The sequence below is a fragment of the Labrenzia sp. THAF191a genome (genome assembly GCF_009363335.1).
GTDB lineage: Bacteria > Pseudomonadota > Alphaproteobacteria > Rhizobiales > Stappiaceae > Roseibium > Roseibium algicola.
This window is the reverse complement of sequence record NZ_CP045333.1, coordinates 367,691-388,893: the sequence shown is the minus strand read 5'-3', so window position 1 is coordinate 388,893 and position 21,203 is coordinate 367,691. Positions and strand designations below refer to the sequence as shown.

At 60.1% G+C, this 21,203-nt stretch carries 20 protein-coding genes; 14 read left to right on the top strand and 6 right to left on the bottom strand.

Annotated elements, in window-relative coordinates:
* Nucleotide 1: 1 nt before the first annotated feature.
* The 7 genes from FIV05_RS01785 (at nucleotide 2) to FIV05_RS01755 (ending at nucleotide 7,158) form a co-directional block, all read left to right on the top strand.
* Nucleotides 2–874 (top strand): branched-chain amino acid ABC transporter permease, encoded by an 873-nt coding sequence (locus tag FIV05_RS01785; protein WP_152508472.1) that lies wholly within the window; start codon nucleotides 2–4, stop codon nucleotides 872–874.
* Between the two features lie 15 nt (nucleotides 875–889).
* The gene (locus tag FIV05_RS01780) at nucleotides 890–1,876 is read left to right on the top strand and encodes a branched-chain amino acid ABC transporter permease (protein ID WP_023002229.1); all 987 of its coding nucleotides are present in this window, start codon (nucleotides 890–892) and stop codon (nucleotides 1,874–1,876) included.
* A 93-nt stretch (nucleotides 1,877–1,969) separates the two neighbouring features.
* The gene (locus FIV05_RS01775; protein ID WP_152508471.1) at nucleotides 1,970–3,175 is read left to right on the top strand and encodes an ABC transporter substrate-binding protein; all 1,206 of its coding nucleotides are present in this window, start codon (nucleotides 1,970–1,972) and stop codon (nucleotides 3,173–3,175) included.
* 328 nt (nucleotides 3,176–3,503) lie between these two features.
* The gene (locus FIV05_RS01770; RefSeq protein ID WP_152508470.1) at nucleotides 3,504–4,682 is read left to right on the top strand and encodes an NAD(P)/FAD-dependent oxidoreductase; all 1,179 of its coding nucleotides are present in this window, start codon (nucleotides 3,504–3,506) and stop codon (nucleotides 4,680–4,682) included.
* Between the two features lie 200 nt (nucleotides 4,683–4,882).
* Nucleotides 4,883–5,950 (top strand): LacI family DNA-binding transcriptional regulator, encoded by a 1,068-nt coding sequence (locus FIV05_RS01765; RefSeq protein ID WP_152508469.1) that lies wholly within the window; start codon nucleotides 4,883–4,885, stop codon nucleotides 5,948–5,950.
* 101 nt (nucleotides 5,951–6,051) lie between these two features.
* Entirely contained in the window at nucleotides 6,052–6,516 is a 465-nt protein-coding gene (locus FIV05_RS01760) for an Rrf2 family transcriptional regulator (RefSeq protein ID WP_152508468.1), read from the top strand.
* Nucleotides 6,517–6,942: 426 nt separating this feature from the next.
* Nucleotides 6,943–7,158: a hemin uptake protein HemP gene (locus tag FIV05_RS01755; RefSeq protein WP_062491931.1), complete on the top strand. Its 216-nt coding sequence runs from the start codon at nucleotides 6,943–6,945 to the stop codon at nucleotides 7,156–7,158.
* A gap of 115 nt (nucleotides 7,159–7,273) precedes the next feature.
* Here the strand turns inward: FIV05_RS01755 and FIV05_RS01750 are convergent, their stop codons facing one another.
* The gene (locus FIV05_RS01750; protein WP_152508467.1) at nucleotides 7,274–8,467 is read right to left on the bottom strand and encodes an HD domain-containing phosphohydrolase; all 1,194 of its coding nucleotides are present in this window, start codon (nucleotides 8,465–8,467) and stop codon (nucleotides 7,274–7,276) included.
* A gap of 176 nt (nucleotides 8,468–8,643) precedes the next feature.
* Between FIV05_RS01750 and FIV05_RS01745 the strand changes: the two genes are divergently transcribed.
* Together FIV05_RS01745 and FIV05_RS01740 are read left to right on the top strand one after the other, a co-directional pair.
* Nucleotides 8,644–9,897, top strand: coding sequence for a TIGR03862 family flavoprotein (locus FIV05_RS01745; protein ID WP_152508466.1), 1,254 nt, complete (start codon nucleotides 8,644–8,646; stop codon nucleotides 9,895–9,897).
* Entirely contained in the window at nucleotides 9,894–10,349 is a 456-nt protein-coding gene (locus FIV05_RS01740) for a YaiI/YqxD family protein (RefSeq protein WP_075283570.1), read from the top strand. Before FIV05_RS01745 ends, FIV05_RS01740 begins: the two co-directional genes overlap by 4 nt.
* A 137-nt stretch (nucleotides 10,350–10,486) precedes the next feature.
* Here FIV05_RS01740 and FIV05_RS01735 read toward each other — a convergent pair whose 3' ends face one another.
* A complete protein-coding gene (locus FIV05_RS01735; protein WP_023002219.1) occupies nucleotides 10,487–10,852 on the bottom strand; it encodes a BA14K family protein in 366 nt (121 codons plus the stop codon).
* A 383-nt stretch (nucleotides 10,853–11,235) separates the two neighbouring features.
* Here FIV05_RS01735 and FIV05_RS01730 point away from each other — a divergent pair, with 383 nt between their 5' ends.
* Complete coding sequence (locus tag FIV05_RS01730; RefSeq protein WP_006934329.1) at nucleotides 11,236–11,448, top strand: cold-shock protein; 213 nt, start codon at nucleotides 11,236–11,238, stop codon at nucleotides 11,446–11,448.
* A gap of 195 nt (nucleotides 11,449–11,643) precedes the next feature.
* Here the strand turns inward: FIV05_RS01730 and choV are convergent, their stop codons facing one another.
* From choV to FIV05_RS01715, 3 genes are all read right to left on the bottom strand, one after another.
* The gene (choV, locus tag FIV05_RS01725) at nucleotides 11,644–12,687 is read right to left on the bottom strand and encodes a choline ABC transporter ATP-binding protein (RefSeq protein WP_152508465.1); all 1,044 of its coding nucleotides are present in this window, start codon (nucleotides 12,685–12,687) and stop codon (nucleotides 11,644–11,646) included.
* Nucleotides 12,684–13,526: a choline ABC transporter permease subunit gene (gene choW / locus FIV05_RS01720; protein ID WP_023002217.1), complete on the bottom strand. Its 843-nt coding sequence runs from the start codon at nucleotides 13,524–13,526 to the stop codon at nucleotides 12,684–12,686. The genes choV and choW overlap by 4 nt, the downstream gene beginning before the upstream one ends.
* 83 nt (nucleotides 13,527–13,609) lie before the next feature.
* Entirely contained in the window at nucleotides 13,610–14,554 is a 945-nt protein-coding gene (locus FIV05_RS01715) for a choline ABC transporter substrate-binding protein (protein WP_023002216.1), read from the bottom strand.
* Nucleotides 14,555–14,919: 365 nt separating this feature from the next.
* Here FIV05_RS01715 and betI point away from each other — a divergent pair, with 365 nt between their 5' ends.
* The 4 genes from betI (at nucleotide 14,920) to FIV05_RS01695 (ending at nucleotide 20,292) form a co-directional block, all read left to right on the top strand.
* Nucleotides 14,920–15,522, top strand: a complete 603-nt coding sequence (betI, locus tag FIV05_RS01710) for a transcriptional regulator BetI (RefSeq protein ID WP_023002215.1) — start codon at nucleotides 14,920–14,922, stop codon at nucleotides 15,520–15,522.
* A gap of 15 nt (nucleotides 15,523–15,537) precedes the next feature.
* Nucleotides 15,538–17,196 carry a choline dehydrogenase gene (betA, locus tag FIV05_RS01705; RefSeq protein WP_152508464.1) on the top strand — a complete coding sequence of 553 codons (1,659 nt, stop codon included), beginning with the start codon at nucleotides 15,538–15,540 and terminating at the stop codon, nucleotides 17,194–17,196.
* A gap of 45 nt (nucleotides 17,197–17,241) precedes the next feature.
* On the top strand, nucleotides 17,242–18,705 hold the full coding sequence (gene betB / locus FIV05_RS01700) for a betaine-aldehyde dehydrogenase (protein ID WP_023002213.1): 1,464 nt from the start codon (nucleotides 17,242–17,244) through the stop codon (nucleotides 18,703–18,705).
* Between the two features lie 303 nt (nucleotides 18,706–19,008).
* Nucleotides 19,009–20,292, top strand: coding sequence for an adenylate/guanylate cyclase domain-containing protein (locus FIV05_RS01695; protein WP_152508463.1), 1,284 nt, complete (start codon nucleotides 19,009–19,011; stop codon nucleotides 20,290–20,292).
* A gap of 73 nt (nucleotides 20,293–20,365) precedes the next feature.
* On the opposite strand, the gene FIV05_RS01690 is transcribed toward FIV05_RS01695, so the two are convergent.
* Nucleotides 20,366–21,154, bottom strand: coding sequence for a glycosyltransferase family 2 protein (locus FIV05_RS01690; RefSeq protein WP_152508462.1), 789 nt, complete (start codon nucleotides 21,152–21,154; stop codon nucleotides 20,366–20,368).
* Between the last annotated feature and the right edge of the window lie 49 nt (nucleotides 21,155–21,203).

Genomic DNA, 21,203 nt, shown 5'->3' with positions numbered 1-21,203 from the left:
TATGGATTTTCTTGAGCTCATCAATTTCTACGTCATTCCGGGCATCGTGCTCGGCTCGATCTATGCGCTTGGCGCCGTTGGCATCACGCTGATCTTCGCCATCCTGCGCTATGCCCATCTGGCGCATGGTGACCTGGCGACGCTTGGTGCCTTCATTGCGCTGGCGGTTGTCACCGGTCTTGGCGTCTCGCCGCTTCTGGCCCTGCCGATCGCCATCATCGCGACCGCCGCCGTTGCCGTCGGCATCGACAAGGTGTTCTATGAACATCTGCGCGAGCGACCGAAAATCGTCACCGTGATGGCCTCGCTCGGCATAGCGTTGATGATCCGCGCCGTGGTGCAGGTGGTCTGGGGTGTCGATACGGAAACCTATTCCCGCGGTATCGTCCGTCCGGAAAATTATTTCGGCCTGCGCATACGAGACCGCGAAATCCTGACGGTGATCGCCATGTTCGCGCTTGTCGGTGGATTGCAGCTGTTCCTGACCCGCTCCAAGTGGGGCAAGGCCATGCGCGCCATGTCGGACAACCCCAATCTGGCTTTGCTCTCTGGAATCGACAACAAGAAGGTCGTGATGCTGACCTGGGTGATCGCAGGCGGTCTGTGTGCCGCCTCCGGTGTGTTCCTCGGCCTCAACACGGAGCTGAAATCGCTGATGGGCTGGCAGATGCTGCTGCCGATGTTCGCTGCCGCCATCCTGGGCGGGGTCGGCCGGATCGAGGGGGCCGTGCTTGGCGGGTTGATCGTCGGCATTGCCGAGGAGTTGTCGGTTCTGGTGATCCCGAGCGAATACAAGGCCGCAATGGCCTTCGCCATCCTGTTGTTCATGCTGCTTGTGCGCCCAACCGGGCTGCTCAAAGGCAAAGTGCTATAAGGGGAGGGAGAGAAAATGGAATATCTCGGTCTTCTCAACTACGCCCTCTTCATGGCGATCTTCATCGGCATCTATGCGCTGCTGGCGCTGGGGCTCAACATCCAGTGGGGCTTTGCCGGTCTGTTCAACGCCGGCATTGCCGGGTTCTTCGCAGTTGGCGCCTATACGTCCGCGATCCTGACCACGGAACATGCCGACGGCCGTATCGGCGGCTTTGACATGCCGTTCTTCGTCGGCTGGATCGGGGCGATGCTTGCCGCAGCTCTGGTGGCCTGGCCCATCGGCAAGATCTGTCTGCGGTTCCGCTCCGACTATCTGGCGATTGCCTCCATCGGGATTGCGGAAATCATTCGCCTTGTGGTCAAGTCCGAACCGGTGCTGACCAATGGCGCCCGCGGTATTTCCGGCATTCCGCGCCCGGCGGCGGAGTTTCCGTCGCTGGCGCAGGAAAGCGCCTACATGGCGTCTCAGGCAGCCTATCTTGCCATTGTCATTGTCGTTCTGATTGCGGCTTACCTGCTGGTCGAACGGCAGTTCAACGCGCCCTGGGGCCGCATGATGCGCGCCATCCGCGATAATGAAGGCGCGGCCAAGGCCATGGGCAAGGATGTCGAGTTCCGCCGCCTGCAGGCCTTCATTTTCGGCTCGGCCCTGATGGGGTTGGGCGGCGCGCTGTTCGCGCATTTCAACCGCTCGATCACCCCGGAAGCCATCGACCCGATGGTCGCGACCTTCCTGGTCTGGATCATGCTGATCCTTGGAGGCTCCGGCAACAACCGCGGCGCCATTCTGGGAGCTGCGGTGGTCTGGATCATCTGGTCGATGTCGGAAATCGCAACTGACCGCCTGCCGACGGAATATGCGATCCAGGCCAAATATATTCGCCTGTTCCTGATCGGCCTGATGCTGCAGCTGGTGCTGCGCTTCCGGCCGGAAGGCCTGCTGCCGGAACCTCTTAGAGGCGACCGGCGTGCAACAAGATCTGGTGCGGATCACACTTAGATCCGTTCCTCAGGCTAGCTTCCCGGTATCGGGAGGCGGAGCCTCGAAAATCCAAAGTCCCGGCGAAGACCGGAATAATGAGGAGGTACTTTGATGAAAACCAAGATTCTCGCGCTTGCAGCCGGTCTGATGACCGCAACCGCGCTGGCATCCGTGCCGGCAAAGGCCGATGTCAAGATCGGCTTGCTCGGTGGCATTTCCGGCCCGATCGCAGCCATGGCTCCGGCCATGATCGACGCCGCACAGCTGGCCTTTCAGCAGGTCAACGAGCAGGGCGGCATCGGCGATGGCGAAAAGCTGGTTGGTGTTGTCGGCGACAGCGCCTGCAATCCGCAGAACGGCACTGATGCCGCAACCAAGGCCGTGAACATCGAAGGCGTCATCGGCGTCGTCGGTCCGCATTGCTCGGGCGCGGTTCTGGCTGCTGCCGGTTCCGTCACCATTCCGGCTGGTATCACCATGATCACGCCGTCCGGCACCTCGCCGGAAATCTCCACCCTCGACGACAAGGGCACCGTATTCCGCACTGTGCCTTCCGACGACTATCAGGGCCGTGCACTGGCACGTACCCTGAAGGAGCAGGGCTACGAGAAGGTCGCCGTCGCTTACCTCAACAACGACTACGGCACCGGTCTTGCCAATGCGTTCAAGGCGGAATTCGTCGATGAACTCAGCGGTGAGATTACGCAGTTCGCAGCGCATGAGGAAGGCAAGGCCTCCTACCGTTCCAACCTTGCCGAACTCGCCAAGGGCGGCGCGGACACGCTGGTGATTTTCGACTACGGCGACGGCACCGGCCTCACCATCCTGCGTCAGGCTCTCGAAAACGGCTTCTTCGACAAGTTCGTCGGCGGCGACGGCATGAAGTCCGAAGCGGTCATCAACGAACTGGGTGCCGAAAACCTGGCGACGTTCGTTTCGTCCTCGCCGGTTGGCGAACAGTCCGAATCCCTCGACATCTTCAACGAAGCCTTCAAGGGCATTGGCGGCGATCCGGATGCGATCTTTGCCACCACGTCCTATGACGCTGCGTTCCTGCTGGCACTGGCGGTCGAAAAGGCTGGCGGCAAGAAGGAAGACGTTGCAGCGGCAATGGCCGAAATCTCCAACGGCGAAGGCGAAGCGATCCGTCCGGGCGAGTGGAAGAAGGCCAAGGAACTGATCGCAGCCGGCACGGCCATCGACTACAAGGGCGCAGCCGGCGACCACAACTTCGATGAAAAGGGCGACGTCCCGGGCACCTACGCCCTTTGGGAAGTCGGCGCGAATGGCTTCGAAGTCCTGACCGAAATGAAATAAGCGACTTCGCAAGAAGCGTTTTTAAGAGACCGGCGACCTGAAAGGGCCGCCGGTTTTTCTGTTTGGAGCCCGCGGCAACCGCAGCCTTGGTCTTTCCGGACAAGTGAGGCAAAGCCGAACGCAGATCCGGAAACCAGACTTATTCCGCGCTGAAAGCGCGGCTGCTTCCTTTTCTGTCAAACAAGAGTTCGCTCATGCTCACGATTACGCGCTGGCTTCCGGATCGGCGCGCAGCATTGGCTGCGCTTGTCCGGAAAGACGGAGGGGCAGAGAAAACAAGCTCACATCTCCCTTACCCCCTCCCGAAATTCCCGCTATACACCCCGCCATGCGTGATCTGGATGTTCTTGTGCTTGGTGGCGGTGCCGCGGGGCTGATGTGTGCGATTGAGGCGGCAAAGCGCGGGCGCAAGGTGCTCGTGATTGACCATGCCAAAAACCCGGCGGAGAAAATCCGCATTTCCGGCGGGGGGCGCTGCAACTTCACGAACATTCATTGTTCGCCGGCTAATTTTCTCTCCCGGAACCCGAGGTTCTGTGTGTCGGCGCTGAAGCGCTATACCCAGCAGGACTTCCTGAAACTGGTCGAAAAGCACCGCATTTCCTGGCACGAGAAGACACTCGGCCAGCTCTTCTGCGACAATAGCGCCAAGGACATCATCCGGATGCTGCTGGCCGAGCTGGAAGCGGCCGGGGGCACCTTACAGCTGGAAACGGACATCAAGGCGATTGAAAAACCCGACGACCGGTTTTCCGTGTCAACGTCCAAGGGGCCGTTGCGGGCGGCATCGCTTGTTGTGGCGACCGGCGGACCGTCGATCCCCAAGATGGGCGCGACCGGCTTCGGCTATGATCTGGCCAAGCGCTTCGGCCACAACGTGATTGCCCCACGCGCGGCGCTGGTGCCGCTGACCTTTTCCGATACCAACAAGGAACTGTGCGGCCGGCTTGCCGGTGTTTCGGTGGATGCGGTCGTTTCGTTCCAGAAGACGTCCTTTCGCGAAGGCCTGCTCTTCACGCATCGGGGTCTGTCCGGGCCGTCGGTGCTGCAGATTTCGTCCTACTGGCAGGAAGGCAAACCCATCTCGGTGAACCTGTCTCCTGAGGCCGACGTCTTCGAAGCCCTGCGGCAAGCCCGGCAGGAGAACCCGAAACAGGACCTGAAGACAGCACTCGGCGGATTGCTGCCCAACCGGTTGGCTGACGAACTTTCGCAGGTGTTTGCCCTGAAAGGTCGTCTGGCCGACCAGTCGGACAAGGTCCTGCGCCGGGCGGCAGAACAGTTGAACCGCTGGCAGCTGACGCCGGTCGGCACCGAAGGCTACCGCACGGCGGAAGTCACGCTTGGTGGCGTGGACACGAAGGAACTCTCCTCCAAGACCATGGAAAGCACGAAGGTGCCGGGTCTCTATTTCATCGGTGAGGTGGTCGATGTCACCGGCCATCTCGGCGGCTTCAATTTCCAGTGGGCCTGGGCGTCCGGTCATGCCGCCGGCCAGGTGGCCTGAGTTTCGTAATCATCAATTGGTAGAAGACTTTGCGCGGCGCAGCATTTTTTGATGATCGCCCCTCAAAGCTGGTTATAGTGGCTTGAAAGAAAGCTTGGAACCAAGCTGCTCTTTCACCGTTGCCTTGAGTGTCCTCTTCCCGCGGAAAAGGTCTGTGCCGGTGCGGAGTAACGGCAAATGGCTGACGTCCGGGGGGATGAATGAAGCGCGTAACGATCCACGATGTGGCCGAAACAGCGGGTGTCAGCCTGGCAACGGTTGATCGTGTCCTCAATGGGCGGCCGGGTGTCCGGAAGGTCACCATCGAAAAGGTCAAGCAGGCCGTCGAGGCGCTGAACTACAAACCGGATGTCTTTGCCGCCGGCCTTGCCAAGAAACGGGTCTACCGCCTGCACTTCCTCATTCCAAATGGCCCCAACGCCTTCATGGAAGACCTGACCCGCGAAGCGCTGTCCCACGCCGAAACAATGAGCGGTGACCGCATGCATGTGCATGTCGAGCCCATCGACGCCTTCGACGGGCACAGGGTGGCCGGTACGCTTGCTATTCTTGACCGCTCGCGATGCGACGGTGTCGCGGTGGTCGCGCCCGCGTTCCCGGAGGTTCAGGCAGCCATCGACCGGCTGCAGGACAGGGGGGTGCCCGTCGTGACGTTGGTCTCCGATCATCCTTCCTCCAGCCGTCAGCATTTTGTCGGCATCGACAACGTCGCCGCCGGGCGCACCGCCGGACGGTTGCTCGGACGCTTCTTGCCCAGGTCCCCGGCCAAAGTCGGTATCATTGCCGGATCGCTCGGCCTTCGCGACCATGCGGAACGCTATCAGGGCTGCCGGGCGGTCATCGAGCAGGACTATCCCCATCTGGAACTGCTGAAGGTGCGTGAGGGGGGGGACGACAACGCCCGCAATGCGGACTTGATGCGCAAGCTTCTTGCGGAACATCCCGATCTTGCCGGGCTCTACAATATCGGCGCGGGCAACCGCGGCACGATTGCGGCCCTGAAGGAAAGCGGCCGCAGCCAGGGCATCGTCTTTGTCGGACACGAACTGACACCCTACACGCGAGAAGCGCTTCAGGACGATGTGCTGGATGCGGTGATTGCGCAGGACCCGGGTCACGAGATCCGTAGCGCCATCCGCGTCCTGAAGGCGCTTTGTGATGGTGTGCCGATCATCGAAGGACAGGAACGTATCGGCATCGATGTGTTCCTGAAGGACAACCTGCCCGGGGAACTGGAGCCTTTCGCACCCGCCGGACAGCCTGCCTGAGGGCGGGGTCAGGGCCGTTTTCGGACGATTCCGCCAAAAAGTGGTCTCTCACACTCAAATTTTGAATTGACCTTTCAGGGCGGGGACCTCATATCTAGTGCATGCGTTTGACACAACAGACAAACTATGCCGTGCGCGCGCTGATGTACTGCGCCGTCAACCCGGACAAACCAAGCAAGGTCGCGGATATCGCGGCCAGCTTCGACATGTCCGAAACCCACCTGTTCAAGATCATGAAGGTTCTGGTCGATGCAAATCTGATCAAGACCATTCGTGGCCGGAACGGCGGGGTCATGCTGGCTCGCCCGGCAGAAAAGATTTCGGTTGGCGAAGTTGTCCGCGCCGCTGAAGAAAGCTTCCTTCTTGCCGAATGTTTCGACAGTGGCCGCAAGGATTGTCCGCTCATCATGTCCTGCGGCTTCAATGGCCTGCTGCATGAAGCGCTCGAGGCATTCATGGAAGTTCTGGACGGCAAGTCGATTGCCGACCTTTCGGAAGACCGCTTCGGCATGCGCGATCTCCTGAAGATCGAGATGACCAAGACCCCGATCGCGGCCAACGCGTAAGGTTTTGTAGACATAAAAAAGTTTCGAAGGCGCCACCATCCGGTCGGCGCCTTTTTCGTTTCGTATGCCTCGAACATGTGACGATTGGTCGGGAAAAGGAAAGGCATGCCACGCGTCTTGCGTGGGCTCTCTCAAAGAAAAGGCCGGGCTGGCTTGCCGCTGAGGGAGAGGAGAGGGCGGTTGGCTGGCCTGGCATTTGTCACTCCGGTTGCCCGGAGGTCCTGTCTAATCCTAAACCAGAGGACGCGATTTCCGGTTCCGTTTCGATCAGGCATTGCCTTGATAGGAAAACTTGAGTATGAGTGTCAAGTATAAAGTTGAGTTTGAAACTCATCTTTTGATTCCGATGTCCCACCGCTCCGCTAAGAAACTGATTTTTTGAACAGTTTCAGGAGCAACACAAAGGCCAAGGACCGATTGCGCGCAATGACACCGACCGCCAACAGCCAGAAGCACCGCCTCTCCCTGGGTTCCAGCAGCCGCGCCACGCGCGCCTTTGCGGCAACACCGCCGCGTGAGCAGAAATCGGAACTCGACACGCGCGACCTGTTCAGCGGCCAGCGCCAGATCCAGATCCGCCACAACGACGAAACCTATCGTCTGTCGATCACCAAACAGGGCAAGCTGATCCTGACGAAATGATTTTGCCGGGCTGATATCCCTTCCCTTTTGCGGGGAAGGGGTGCGGCAGAGGGAACGCCTTCTCTAAACTGCCATATGCCCGGGCGCTCTCACCACTGCCGTTTGTTACCCACCTTCAAGCCGTATCGATCAGAGCTTCTTCGGGTGCCGAATGGCGTTCGACGCGGATGGGTTGGCGAACGCCTGCGGCCTGGTGGAAATGTTCCAGCCGGCGGATGGTGGTGGGTGTCAGCATATGGCCGCGGGACAGAACCAGTTCGTGACCGGTTTCGGTCAAGGCGTCGTCGATCAGCACATCGCCTGGCCGCAGAGAACGGATGTAGCATTCGGCAACAAGTTTCTTGCGTGCCTCCGGCACGTCGTCCATCAGCGTTTCCTTGGCCAGCTCCAGCAGCATCGGATCATATTTGCGCTTGTTGATGGTAAGCGCCTCGAAGGCCGCTGCATCCGGTCCGCTTTCCGGGCTTGCATACCACAGATCCGTCAAGAGCTTGAGGATGCGGGCAATCATTGGGATTTCCTTGCCCGTTGGCCCGTCCTTGGGAAAGCCCGAGCCGTCGAAACCGCGGCCGGATAGAAACAGATATTCGGAGACTTTCTCCAGTTGCGGTATGTTTTTCAGGAGATCCCGGGTCTGGTCCGGTGCCCGGTCCAGGATATTGCGCTCCTGCTCGGTCAGGCCGCGTGCGGCACGGTAGCGGGCAAGGATCTGTTTGGGCAGCAGCGCCTCGCCAAGCGGTGACAACATCACCGACATTTCCAGTTCCCAGGTTTTTTTCATCCCCAGGCGCTTGGCCAGCCGCAGGGCCTGTTTGCGGACCGTGCTCGTGCGCCGGAACGCTTCCGGGTGGAAGAGCGCCAGCATGTCGATCAGCAACTTGACGGATCCGGCAAGTGTCCGCTCCAGCAGTGCCCGGTCCTTGGCTAGCTGTAAATGATGGGAAAGAGCTGTTTCCATGGCGCTGGCCAGATCTGTCGATTGACAGGGCTTTTCCAGATACATGAAGGCATGGGCCTCATTGAGCGTCTTCTTGATCGCATCTGCCGAGTTTTCCCGGGTCAGCATGACCCGCGCGGCTTGAGGTGCAATGGTCTCCGCTGCTCGCAGAAAGGCTGTTCCGCCACGACCCGGCAGATTGAAACAGGAAAAAATGACTGCTGTGCCATGGTTCTGCTTCAGAAACTGCAATGCAGCTTCCGTTTCGGAAAAGCAGGCAACCCTCATGTGACTGCCGAACAGGCGTTCAAAGCCTGCCTGAACGTCCTTGTCCGGATCGGCAACGACTACCAGGTCCGTGCCTTTTTCCATTCACGGCTCCTTTCACAGGAAGCAGACCCGTCGGGAAAACTTCCGCAGGTACACCCCCTGGATGATATTCTCATGAGACTGATAACAAATACTTGCAATAATTCTCGACACACCAACACCGGCTCTGATGAAAATCGATGGTGGTCTTTGCAGCCCGCCTTGAACTATAAGGCCGCATGTTCGACGTCCTGATTGCCGGTGCCGGTCCGGCCGGCCTCTTTGCTGCGGAGCGCCTGTCCGAAAACGGGTATAGCGTTGTGGTTATCGACCGCATGCCCTCGCCCGCGCGCAAGTTCCTGATGGCTGGCCGAGGCGGCCTGAACCTGACCCACAGCGAAGACCTGACCGCGTTCCTCGCGCGCTACCGGCAGGCCGAACCCTTTTTGGCGCCATTGATCCAGGAATTCCCACCCGAAAGGCTGCGGCGCTGGTGCGAAGGCCTTGGCGAAGAAACCTTTGTCGGCAGCAGCGGACGGGTCTTCCCGAAATCCATGAAGGCCTCCCCCTTGCTGCGTGCCTGGCTGCGCCGGCTGGATGCCAATGGCGTCCGGCTGATGACCCGGCATGCGCTCTGCGCCATTGAAGGAGATGGACCGCTTCAGCTCAGGACACGGGATGAAAGTGCCGCCGAAGACACTGAAGGTGAAGGCGCCCTGCAATCCCTCACCGCACGTGCCTGCCTTCTGACCATGGGTGGTGCAAGCTGGCCGAAGCTCGGTTCCAACGCCGCGTGGGTGCCGATGCTGGAAGAGCGCGGTGTTCGCATCAACCGGTTCCAGCCGGCAAATTGCGGCTTTCAGACCGACTGGAGCGATTTTCTGAAAGAGCGGTTTGCCGGTACGCCGCTCAAGCGTATCGCCCTGTCTCATGGCGGTAGAAGGGTGCAAGGGGAGGCGGTCTTGACGGCCCAGGGCCTTGAAGGTGGTGCCGTCTATGCCTTGTCCGCCGAGCTGCGCGAAACAATCAACGAGACCGGTTCGGCGACACTGCACATCGATCTGCGGCCGCAGGCCGGAATTGACGAACTGGCAGCGAAACTCTCAAGACCCCGGGGCAAGCAGTCTGCAGCCACGTTCCTCAAGAAGGTCCTTCGGCTGAGCCCCGTTGAAATGGCACTGCTGCGCGAAGCCGGCGATGTCCCTTTCGATCCGGAAAGCCTCGCACGCTGCATCAAGGCCGTTCCCGTTGTTCTGGACGCGCCCTATTCCATCGACCGGGCGATCTCTTCCGCCGGAGGCATCGCGTTGGACGAACTGGACGAAGGCATGATGCTCAAGAAGATGCCGGGCATCTTTGCCGCTGGTGAAATGCTGGACTGGGAAGCGCCGACGGGCGGCTATCTCCTGCAGGCGTGTTTTGCGACAGGTGCCCGGGCAGCAGACGGCATTGCGGCCTTTCTCCAACGCTCGAAAGGAGAGCAAACAACATGACCGTGCTCTACATCGACGCCGATGCCTGTCCGGTCAAGGACGAAGCCGTTCGCGTGGGCGAGCGCCACAATGTTGAGATCAAGTTCGTTTCCAACAGCTGGATGCGGCTTCCCGAAGGCGATCTGATCGAGCGGGTTGTCGTTCCTGAAGGACCGGACGAAGCCGACAACTGGATCGCGGAACGTGCTGTGGCGGGTGATGTTGTGGTGACCGCCGATGTGCCGCTTGCGGCACGCTGTGTGAAGGCGGGCGCTCTTGTCATCGGTCCGACAGGCAAGCCGTTTCGCGAGGATGCCATCGGCATGCGCCTTGCCATGCGGGATCTCAACACGCATCTGCGTGAAATAGGAGAGATCCGAGAAAGCGGGCCCGGCTTCACCAAGGCCGACCGATCGCGCTTTCTGAACCAGCTTGAGACCATCATGCGCGCGGCGAAACGCATATCACCCTAGGGGCAGACTTATAAATTCTTCCTGGCGACATCGGTGTTCCAACAAAAAACTCCCTGCAAGGAGGGGAGGAAACCCTTGCAGGGAGTGGCCGGTGGCCTTTTCAGGCCGGTTTTGGCCCGGCGAAGTTGGAAACTGCCTTACTGGCAGAAGCGGTACTGTCCGGAATAGGACAGGAAGTAGCCGGTGTTCGGGTTGAACGAACGATACTTGCGGCTGCAGTAATTGTACCAGGCCGGGCTCCACGGAGCCGGACGGTAGATGACCGGAGCTGGAGCCGGTGCCGGATAGTAGGCCGGCGGGGCCGGATAGTAAGCCGGGGGCGGAGCAACATAACGCGGCTGGGAAAGTGCTGACCCGAGGATCGCGCCGGCAGCAAGGCCGCTGGCGACGCCGACACCGACCTGCCAGCCCTTGGCGGCATGTGCGGGTGTGGCCTGAGAGGTCAGTGTGACGCCGGCAACAAGAGCCAGCGCAGAGGCGGTAACTGCAAACTTCTTGAACATGACGGTGTCCCTTCCAGTGTCGTGAGGCCCTGCTGTCCGCCTCAACTCATGAGACGAAACTAACCCGCCCCCCGGTCGGGCTCTGTGACTGGTGTCACAAGCTGTCATTTTGTCACCGGAACAGGATTTATCGGCTTTGTGGCCTCGGTTTGACCACTGCAAAAATCTTTCGCTTGCCGTAAGCGCCACCTGGACCTACATTATTCTCCATCGGTACGCGTTGTGCCGTACGGGACTGACGAAAGACCCGGTGAGACTGACTTCGGCAGGGCTCCATCAAGCGCTGCTCTGAATTTCCAAGCTTTCCGTTTCTTGTTGACTTCTCGTTTATCCGCGCCTGCCGGAAACGGGATGGCGCATCCAACCAGCGGAAAGGTTTCTCCATGCGCGAGAACGGCACCATTAAATTCTTCAACCATGACCGTGGCTTCGGCTTCATCACTCCGGAAAACGGTTCCAAGGACGTTTTCGTCCACATCACCGCATTCGAGCAGGCCGGTATCGGAACGCCCGTCGAAGGCGCGAAGATCTCCTTCGTTGCTGAAGACGACCGTCGCGGCCGCGGCAAGCAGGCTGCTCAGCTCGAGCTGCTCTAAGGTTTCAGGCTGCAGCCTCCGTCCGGGGACGGCTGGCGCGGATTGAACAACGAAAAACGGGACCTTTCGGTCCCGTTTTTTGTTTGTTTTTGACGATTAAACCAAGCCCCGTATCCTCACCCACTCAGCTCGGCCAATTTGTTCAGCCTCATGCTGAGGCTCAATGTGCGGAAAAACTCCAGGTCGCCACACGCCTTACGCCATGCAGTCCAGCAGCTCCTTCTCGCCAATGACACCGACGATGGAGCCGCTTACTTTCACGACGACCGGATCCTTGCTGGACTTTTTCAGCTGCGCGACTTCACGCACCGAAGCGTCGGCATCGCAGGTCAGGCCGCTGGCGAGCGAGCCCGGCAAGCTGCCGGGAGGCACCATGATGTCGCGCGCGCGCAACACGTTCAGCGGGTTCATGTGGCTGACGAATTCGGCCACATAGTCGGTTGCCGGCGTCTTGACGATTTCCTGCGACGTGCCCAGCTGGATCACCCGTCCACCTTCCATGATCGCGATGCGCGAGCCGATCTTGGCGGCTTCATCGAGATCGTGGCTGACGAAGATGATGGTCCGGTTGAGTTCTTTCTGCAGGTCGAGCAATTCATCCTGCAGCTTGTCGCGGATGAGCGGGTCGAGAGCCGAGAACGGTTCGTCCATCAGCAGAAGCGGCGCGTCGGTCGCAAAGGCGCGAGCGAGGCCAACACGCTGCTGCATGCCGCCGGAAAGTTCGTGTACGTGCTTTTCGCCCCAGCCGTTCAGGCCAACCAGCTTGAGCTGCGCCTCGACCTTTGCGGCTCGCTCCTTTGCGGGCATGCCGGCAAGCTCCAGGCCAAAGCCGACGTTCTCCGCCACCGTGCGCCAGGGCAGAAGACCGAACTGCTGGAACACCATGCCGATCCGGTGCCGGCGCAATTCCCTCAGATCGTTTTCGGAGCAGGTTTCCGGATTGACGTATCGTTTGCCGTCATGAACCTGCACCTCGCCCCGGATGACCGGGTTAAGACCGTTGACGGCCCGGAGCAGCGTCGACTTGCCGGAGCCGGACAGCCCCATCAGCACGATGACTTCGCCTTCGTAGATGTCGAAGGTCGCACCGGCGACGCCGAGGATCTGGCCGGTTTCTGCCTGGATTTCCTGACGGGTCTTGCCGGCATCGATCAGCGGCAGAGCCGTGTGAGGCTTTTCGCCGAAAACGATGTCGACGTCCTTGAAGGAAACGACAGCCGATTTGTTGGTCTCGCTCATCGTTTGCCTCCCTCTTCGGCGCGGAAGAAGCGGTCAAGCACGATGGCGATCAGGACGATACAGACACCAACTTCGAAACCTTGGGCGATATTCACCGTGTTCAGGGCCCGCAATGTCGGCACGCCGAGGCCGTCTGCACCGACAAGGGCGGCAATCACGACCATGGACAACGACAGCATGATCGTCTGCGTCAGGCCAGCCATGATCTGTGGCAGGGCGTAGGGCAGCTCGATTTTCCAGAGCAGCTGCGATTTGGTGGCCCCAAAGGCCTTTCCGGCTTCGATCAGCGCGGTCGGTGTCGAGGAAACGCCAAGCTGCGTCAGGCGGATCGGTGCGGGAATGGCAAAGATGACGGTCGCGATCAAACCGGGCACCATGCCGAGACCGAATAGGATCAGTGCCGGGATCAGGTAAACGAAGGTCGGGATGGTTTGCATCAGATCCAGCACGGGACGAAGTGCGGCGTAGAAGCGGGGGCGATGCGCGGCCAGCACGCCGACAGGCACGCCGACCAGCATACAGACCACGGATGCGGCAACCACCAGCGCCAGGGTTTCCGTCGTTTCTTCCCAGTAGCCCTGGTTGATAATCAGCAGCAGGGAAATTGCCACGAAAGCCGCAAAGGATATGGTCCTGTGGACCAGGTAGCCGATGGCGACGGCGACAACAACGATGACCAATGGATGCGGCGTCTGCAGCAACCAGAGGATTCCGTCTATCAGCGTTTCGAGAATTGCCGAGATTCCGTCAAACACCCAATAGGCGTTGTCGGTGAGCCAATCGACCAAGGTGCGCGCCCACGGCCCGATCGGCAGCTTGTGTTCTGTGAGCCAGTCCACGCCACTGCTCCGGTATTATTGTTCTTGGAAAACCAGTGGCGCCGGGCAGGAGACCCGCACCGGCGCCAGATTTTGGTCAGCGATCAGAGACCGAGAGCCCCTTTGACGGCCGCGAAACTGTCGCCGCCATCGAAAGTCTTCACGCCGACGAGCCAGTTTTCGAAGGTTGCCGGATGCTCCTTCAGCCAGGCGGCTGCCGCCTTGTTGGGATCCTCACCCTCGATCAGGATGGCACCCATGATCTCGTTTTCCATGGGCAGCGAGAATTCCAGGTTTTCAAGCAGCTTGCCGACGTTCGGGCATTCCTTGACATAGCCGGCACGCACGTTGGTGTAGACGGTGGCACCGCCATAGTTCGGGCCGAAAATGTCGTCGCCGCCTTCAAGATACTTCATCTTGAAATTGGCGTTCATCGGGTGCGGTTCCCAGCCGAGGAAGACGATGTCCGCCTCGCGGCGGTTTGCACGGGCGACCTGCGCAAGCATGCCCTGCTCGGAGGATTCCACCACTTCGAAGCCTTCCAGTTCGAAGAGGTTTTCATCGATCATGCCGATGATCAGGCGGTTGCCGTCATTGCCCGGCTCGATGCCGTAGATCTTGCCGTCGAGATCGTCCTTGAACTTGGCGATGTCCTGGAAGCTCTTCAGGCCTTTTTCGTAGGTGTATTCCGGAACGGCAAGCGTGTACTTCGCGCCTTCCAGGTTGGCCCGGACCGTTTCCACGGAGCCGTCTTCGCGATAGGCCTTGATGTCACCTTCCATGGTCGGCATCCAGTTGCCGAGGAAGATGTCGATGTCCTTGTTCTTGAGCGACGCATAGGTCACCGGAACGGACAGGATTTTAACTTCCGGCTTGTAGCCGAGTGCTTCCAGGACGACCGAGGTTGCGGCGGTGGTTGCCGTGATGTCAGTCCAGCCGACGTCGGAGAAGCGAACCGTCTGGCAGCTTTCCGGATCGTTTGCCAGGGCGGTTCCCGTGAGCATCAGCCCGAGCGCCAGGCCTCCAGCGAGTTTCGCTGCTACTTTCATATGTATACCTCCTATGGAAAGTCTGTTTTCTTGTTTTTCTGCAGGGCATGGGGGTGTCAGTGTGGTTCTAACGCCCTCAGTTTCCTCTGCCCATAGCCTGCCTAACCTAGATCCAAACATCCACGGGAAAAAATTGCAAGTTTTCATTGATTGACTGATCAATTAAAAATAAAACTTGGGTGTGAGACGAACGCGGCAAGGCGCATTCAGAGGCTCTTGGGAAGGCTTTTCCTTCTCCTTGACGCTGCTGCACCATGATCGTGACGATCGGTAACCGGACTTGTTCTTGTCCGGATGTGCCGCCGTCTGATCATCGCCAGAAACGCTGAGCCGAATTCTTCTCTCGCCCTGTGTCGGAGGTTGAAATGCCCAAGGTCGGAATGGAAGCGGAACGGCGGCGCAGTCTGATTGACGCGACGGTCGATGCCATACACGAACGCGGCTACAGCGACGTGACCATGGCGCAGATCGCAAAGCGCGCAGGCGTTTCCGGCGGTCTTGTGCATCACTATTTCGGCTCCAAGGACCAATTGCTTGCTGCCACCATGCGCCATCTCCTGACCGAACTCGGCCGGGCGATCCGCGAGAGCCTGGAAAAGGCGGAGACCCCGCGCGAGCGTATTTCGGCAATCATTGCCGGCAACTTTGCAGTCGACCAGTTTCAGCCCGCCGTGATCGCGGCCTGGCTCGCCTTCTACGTTCAGTCGCGTACCACCGACAGCAACAATCGTCTTCTGAATATCTATTCGGCAAGGCTTGCCTCGAACCTGACCCACAATCTGAGGGCCTTCATGCCTCAGGACGAAGCACGCCGGATTGCCGAAGGCACGGCGTCGATGATTGACGGCGTCTGGATCCGGCAAGCCCTGCGCGACGGCAAGACCGACCGGCCGGCCGCGATCGAGCTGGTCGAGGATTATGTGGAAACCCAGATTGCCGTCCACCTGGCGCGCAACACCAAGAATTGAGCAGCTAGGATCAACATGAGCGACCAGTTCGACTTCATCATCGTCGGAGCCGGATCCGCCGGCTGCGCGATGGCCTACCGCCTGTCGGAAGACCCGAGCAACAGGGTGCTTGTGCTGGAATTCGGCGGCACCGATGTCGGTCCGCTGATCCAGATGCCGGCTGCCCTGTCTTACCCGATGAACATGCCGCTGTATGACTGGGGGTACGCCAGCGAACCGGAACCGCATCTGGAGGGCCGGAGTCTGGCCACACCGCGTGGCAAGGTGATCGGTGGATCGTCCTCCATCAACGGCATGGTTTATGTGCGTGGCCATGCCTGTGATTTCGACACCTGGGAAGAGATGGGCGCGAGCGGCTGGGGATATCGCCATGTGCTGCCGTACTACAAGCGCCAGGAGCACAGCCATGGCGGCCAGGACGGCTGGCGCGGCACCAACGGTCCGCTGCATGTCCAACGCGGAACCAAGTGGAACCCGCTGTTCGACGCCTTCAAGACAGCCGGCGAACAGGCAGGCTATGGCGTAACCGCCGACTACAATGGCGAGCGTCAGGAAGGCTTCGGCGACATGGAAATGACGGTCCATCGGGGCCGCCGCTGGTCTGCCGCAAACGCCTATCTGAAGCCGGCACTGAAGCGCGGTAACCTGACCCTGATCAAGGGTGCTCTCGTGCGCCGGATCCTGATCGAGGACAAGCGCGCGGTCGGTGTGGAATTCGAAACCGGCGGCGAGGTCCGCGAGGCAAAAGCAGCCCGCGAAGTGATCCTGTCGGCGTCTTCCATCAATTCGCCGAAGATCCTGATGCAGTCCGGCATCGGCCCGGCGGCGCATCTTGCCGAAATGGGAATTGACGTCGTGGCCGACCGGCCGGGCGTCGGTGCCAACCTGCAGGACCATCTGGAGCTTTATCTTCAGCAGGCCTGCACCCAGCCGATCACGCTCTACAAGCACTGGAACCTCATTTCCAAGGCGGTGATCGGGGCCCAGTGGCTGTTCCTGAAACAGGGCCTCGGTGCATCGAACCAGTTCGAGAGCTGCGCGTTCATTCGCTCCAGGGCGGGCGTGAAATATCCTGATATCCAGTATCACTTCCTGCCTTTCGCCGTGCGTTACGACGGACAGGCAGCAGCCGAAGGCCATGGCTTCCAGGCCCATGTCGGACCGATGCGCTCCAAATCGCGCGGCCGTATCAAGCTGACCTCCAGCGACCCGAAGGCCAAGCCGTCGATCCTGTTCAACTACATGTCCCACGAAGACGACTGGGAAGACTTCCGCACCTGTATCCGCCTGACCCGCGAGATCTTCGGCCAGGAGGCGTTTGCCCCCTATCGTGGCAAGGAGATCCAGCCGGGAGACAGTGTGCAGAGCGACGAGGACCTGAACGGCTTCATACGCGAACACGTGGAAAGCGCCTATCACCCCTGCGGCACTTGCCGGATGGGGGCGAAGGACGATGCCATGGCCGTGGTCGACCCTGAATGTCGGGTAATCGGCGTTGACGGGCTTCGTGTTGCCGACAGTTCCATCTTTCCACAAATCACCAATGGCAATCTGAATGCCCCCTCGATTATGGTCGGGGAGAAGGCATCGGACCATATTCTCGGCAAGACCCCACTGCCCGCGGCCAACCAGGAACCGTGGATCCACCCGGACTGGCAATCCAGCCAGCGATGATCCCCGGCAGTCCAACGGCAGACACACAGATCAAGGAGCCAACCCATGCGCGCCCAACCGCAAGCGTCCCACTATGTCGGCGGCTCATATGTCGAGAGCCAGAGCGGCACTCCCTTTGACTCGCTGTATCCCGCAACCGGAGAAGTTATCGCGCAGATCCGCGCTGCCGACGATGCCGTGATCGAGGCGGCAATCCGCTCTGCCCAGGAAGGCCAAAAGGTCTGGGCGGCAACGCCAGCGGCCGAACGAGGCCGGGTGCTACGCCGGGCGGCCGAGATCCTGCGTGAAAAGAACCGGGAACTCTCCATTCTGGAAACGCTCGACACCGGCAAGCCCTTGCAGGAAACCCTGATTGCCGATGCCGCGTCCGGCGCCGACTGCCTGGAATATTTCGGCGGTCTGGCCGCAACGCTTACCGGCGAACATATCGATCTGGGCGGCTCCTTCGCCTACACCAAGCGCGAACCGCTCGGCATCTGTTTCGGCATCGGCGCCTGGAACTATCCGATCCAGATCGCCTGCTGGAAGTCTGCTCCCGCACTCGTTTGCGGCAATGCCATGATCTTCAAACCCTCGGAAGTCACCCCGCTGAGCGCCTTGAAACTGGCGGAGGCCTTTACCGAGGCCGGTCTGCCCGCTGGTGTCTTCAACGTGCTTCAGGGCTTTGGTGATGTCGGTGCAAAGCTGGTCGCTCATCCGGCCATTGCCAAGGTTTCGCTGACCGGCTCTGTCCCGACCGGTGCCAAAGTGGCGGCCCTTGCGGGTGAGCATCTGAAGAAGACAACGCTGGAACTCGGCGGCAAATCCCCGCTGATCGTGTTCGAGGACGCTGACATTGAAAACGCGGTGTCCGCCGCGATCAACGCCAACTTCTATTCCACCGGGCAGATATGCTCCAACGGGACGCGTGTATTCGTTCATGAAGCGATCAAGGAAGCCTTTGTGGCACGGCTCGCCGAACGCACCGCCAAGGCCGTTCTCGGCGATCCGCTGGACGAGGCAACCAATATTGGTCCGCTGGTGTCCAAACAGCAGCTCGACAAGGTGCTCCACTACATGCAGATCGGTCAGGATGAGGGCGCCCGGCTGGTGTGCGGTGGTGGTTCAGCCTCTGTCGCCAGCTTCCCGGACGGCTATTTCGTTCAACCGACCGTCTTTGCCGACGTGAAGGACGACATGCGCATTGCCCGCGAGGAAATCTTCGGCCCGGTGCTGAGCGTGCTCGACTTCACCGATGAGGACGACGTCATCGCCCGCGCGAACGACACCGACTTCGGCCTTGCCGCGGGCGTTTTCACCAGGGACATTCAGCGGGCGCATCGGGTGATCGATCAGTTGCAGGCCGGCACCTGCTGGATCAACACCTACAATCTGACCCCGATCGAAATGCCTTTCGGCGGCTACAAGAAGTCGGGCATCGGCCGCGAGAACGGCCATGCCGCGATCGAGTACTATAGCCAGACCAAGAGCGTTTACGTGGAAATGGGCGGTGTAGAGGCAGCGTTTTAAGGCGCTGCTTCTCGTTCCACCTAGAACAGGTTGACCAACCTTCGCGACGGCGTTTCCTGCTTCTTCAGGACAGCGCTGGCGTGTGTGGTACGTTCAAGCTGCTGTCACTCATAAGCCTTTATCCTGAGAAGCCACGCAAGCGGCGTCTCGAGGGTTGGGCCGTTTCTCCTCGATACCCAGTTGCCCTTGGTTCGATAGTTTCCTTGGGCCGATCGAGAGCATTTCCCGCCATTCGGTTTTTTGCCGATTGAAGTTTGATCTCCGGCGCCCGAGATATTAGCCAGAGCGTTTCACGGAGCCCCGATGAACAAAGCCTTTCTTGACCCAGCCCCGCGCACATACGCGCCTCATGTCTATCTGCTTGCCCGCTCCAGCAGAGGCCCTTCCTGTGCGCCGGAGACACTCAGCATCGACCAGCTGAATTCGTGGCTCTTGCATGAAGCGACGCGGATCGATGATGTCATGCTGATGTTCGAGGAGTTCATGTGGCGCTGCAAGGCTGCAGGCCTCGCAATCGACCGGGCAACGCTGCATATCGGTACCCTGCATCCGCGCGTCATCGGTTTTTCCTGGGTCTGGAACAGTCAGGACTATTTCTGCGACGAGGTTGCCGCAGATGCCAACGCGACCAAATCGGAAGCCTTTACCCGCAATCCGCTTTTCCACGTCATCAACGAAGGCCAGACCATCAAGGTTGATCTGGAAAGCGAGGAAGGCGCCAATTCCGCTCCGCTGATGCGCGAACTTGCCGATCAGGGATACACGACCTATATCGCCCTGCCGCTCAGTTCCTCGCACGAAAAGCGGAACGCCATGACCTTGGCAACCCGCAAACCCGGTGGGTTCCCTCCGGCGGAAAAAGACCTGATCCGCAATCTGATCGACCTTTTGGCGCTGCACATCGAGCGCCACATCGTTCAGCGGATTGCCCGCAACGTTGCCGACACCTATCTCGGGCCGATCGCCGGGCAGCGCGTGCTGGACGGCGAGATCAAGCGCGGTGATGGCGAGGCCATCAAGGCGGTGGTCTTCATGGCCGACATGCGCGGCTTCACTCAACTCGCCGACCGGCTGAGCGGACCGGAAGTGACGGCTATTCTCAACGCCTATTTCGACAGGATCTCGGACGCAGTGCTCAACCACGGCGGCGATATCCTGAAGTTCATGGGCGACGGCATTCTGGCCGTGTTCGATCAGAAGACATTTGGCGAAACAGCGGCGGCGAACGCTGCCGTGAAGGCCGCCAAGTCTGCACTGGAGGCCATTGACGAGCTGAACCGCAATCCGCCCGAGGATCTTCCCGACCCGGTTCACTGGCACCCCCTGAAGATCGGTATCGGCCTTCACCGGGGTGAAGTCTTCTTCGGCAATGTCGGTGGAGAGGAACGGCTCGACTTCACGGTGATCGGACGCGCCGTCAACGAGACCAGCCGTGTGGAATCCCTGTGCAAACCACTCGGCCGCGCCTTGCTCCTGACAGAACCGGTACGCGCTGCTCTTTCCGGCGACCTCCAGACCGGCCTCAATGCCATGGGCGAACATGCCCTGCGCGGCGTCGGCAAACCGGTTGCCATTTTTGCGGCCTAGTATGGAACGGCTCAGCAAGACCGATGCAGGTCCGGTGAGGGGGCTGCGACAACGGTAATGCGCAGCTCTTGCCTCAGTCCGTCTTGGTCCTGTCCAGCAACTCGGCCTCATAGGCCTTGGCGACGCGCAGGAAGCGGGCGTGGGCGTAGTTCATGGCCAGGATAAAGCCCCACCAGCCGTATTTGCGGTACTTGCGCACGAAATAGGCCTTGAAGAAGCTCACCGGGAATTCGGTCAGGAGGCGGCTTTTCGGCAGCTTGCGGCCGCGGGCGCGCATGTCGTCCACCTGCATGCCCGAGTAGCGGTTGTATTTGCCGACCTGAAAATCCAGTGATCGGATGGACCGGTGCGCCATGATGCCGGAGAGGTTCGAGATGCGCGCACCTTCCTCGGGCCGGACCGTGTCATGAACCGTCGAGGCAGAGAACCGGCCCTTGCGCCGGTCGTAGAGGCGGATCTGATGATATCCGTAGGCCCAGGGGGCAGGGGCGGTTTCATGGGCATAAAGATCGAGGATCATGATCCGCCAGCCATCGGCGTCCGCGTAACTGCCGTCTGCGAATTTGGCTTTTATTTCTGCGGCGAGCCCGGGCGTCACCTCTTCGTCGGCATCCAGATTGAGTAGCCAGTCGTTGCGGCACTGGTCCTCGCCGAAACGCTTTTGCGGACCGTAGCCAGGCCAGTCGTTGCGGATGACCCGCGCGCCAAGTTGCTCGGCCACGGCGACAGTCTCGTCCGTTGATCCGCTGTCGATGACGATGACCTCGTCCACCCAGCCAATGACACTTTCGATCGGCCGGGCGATCCGGTCGGCCTCGTCACGGGCGATGATGAAAACGGAAAGGGGCAGTCGGTCGGTCATGAATGGTCCGGCGTTGGTTTGCTAGGCCGGAAAAGCTCCGGCGCGACTA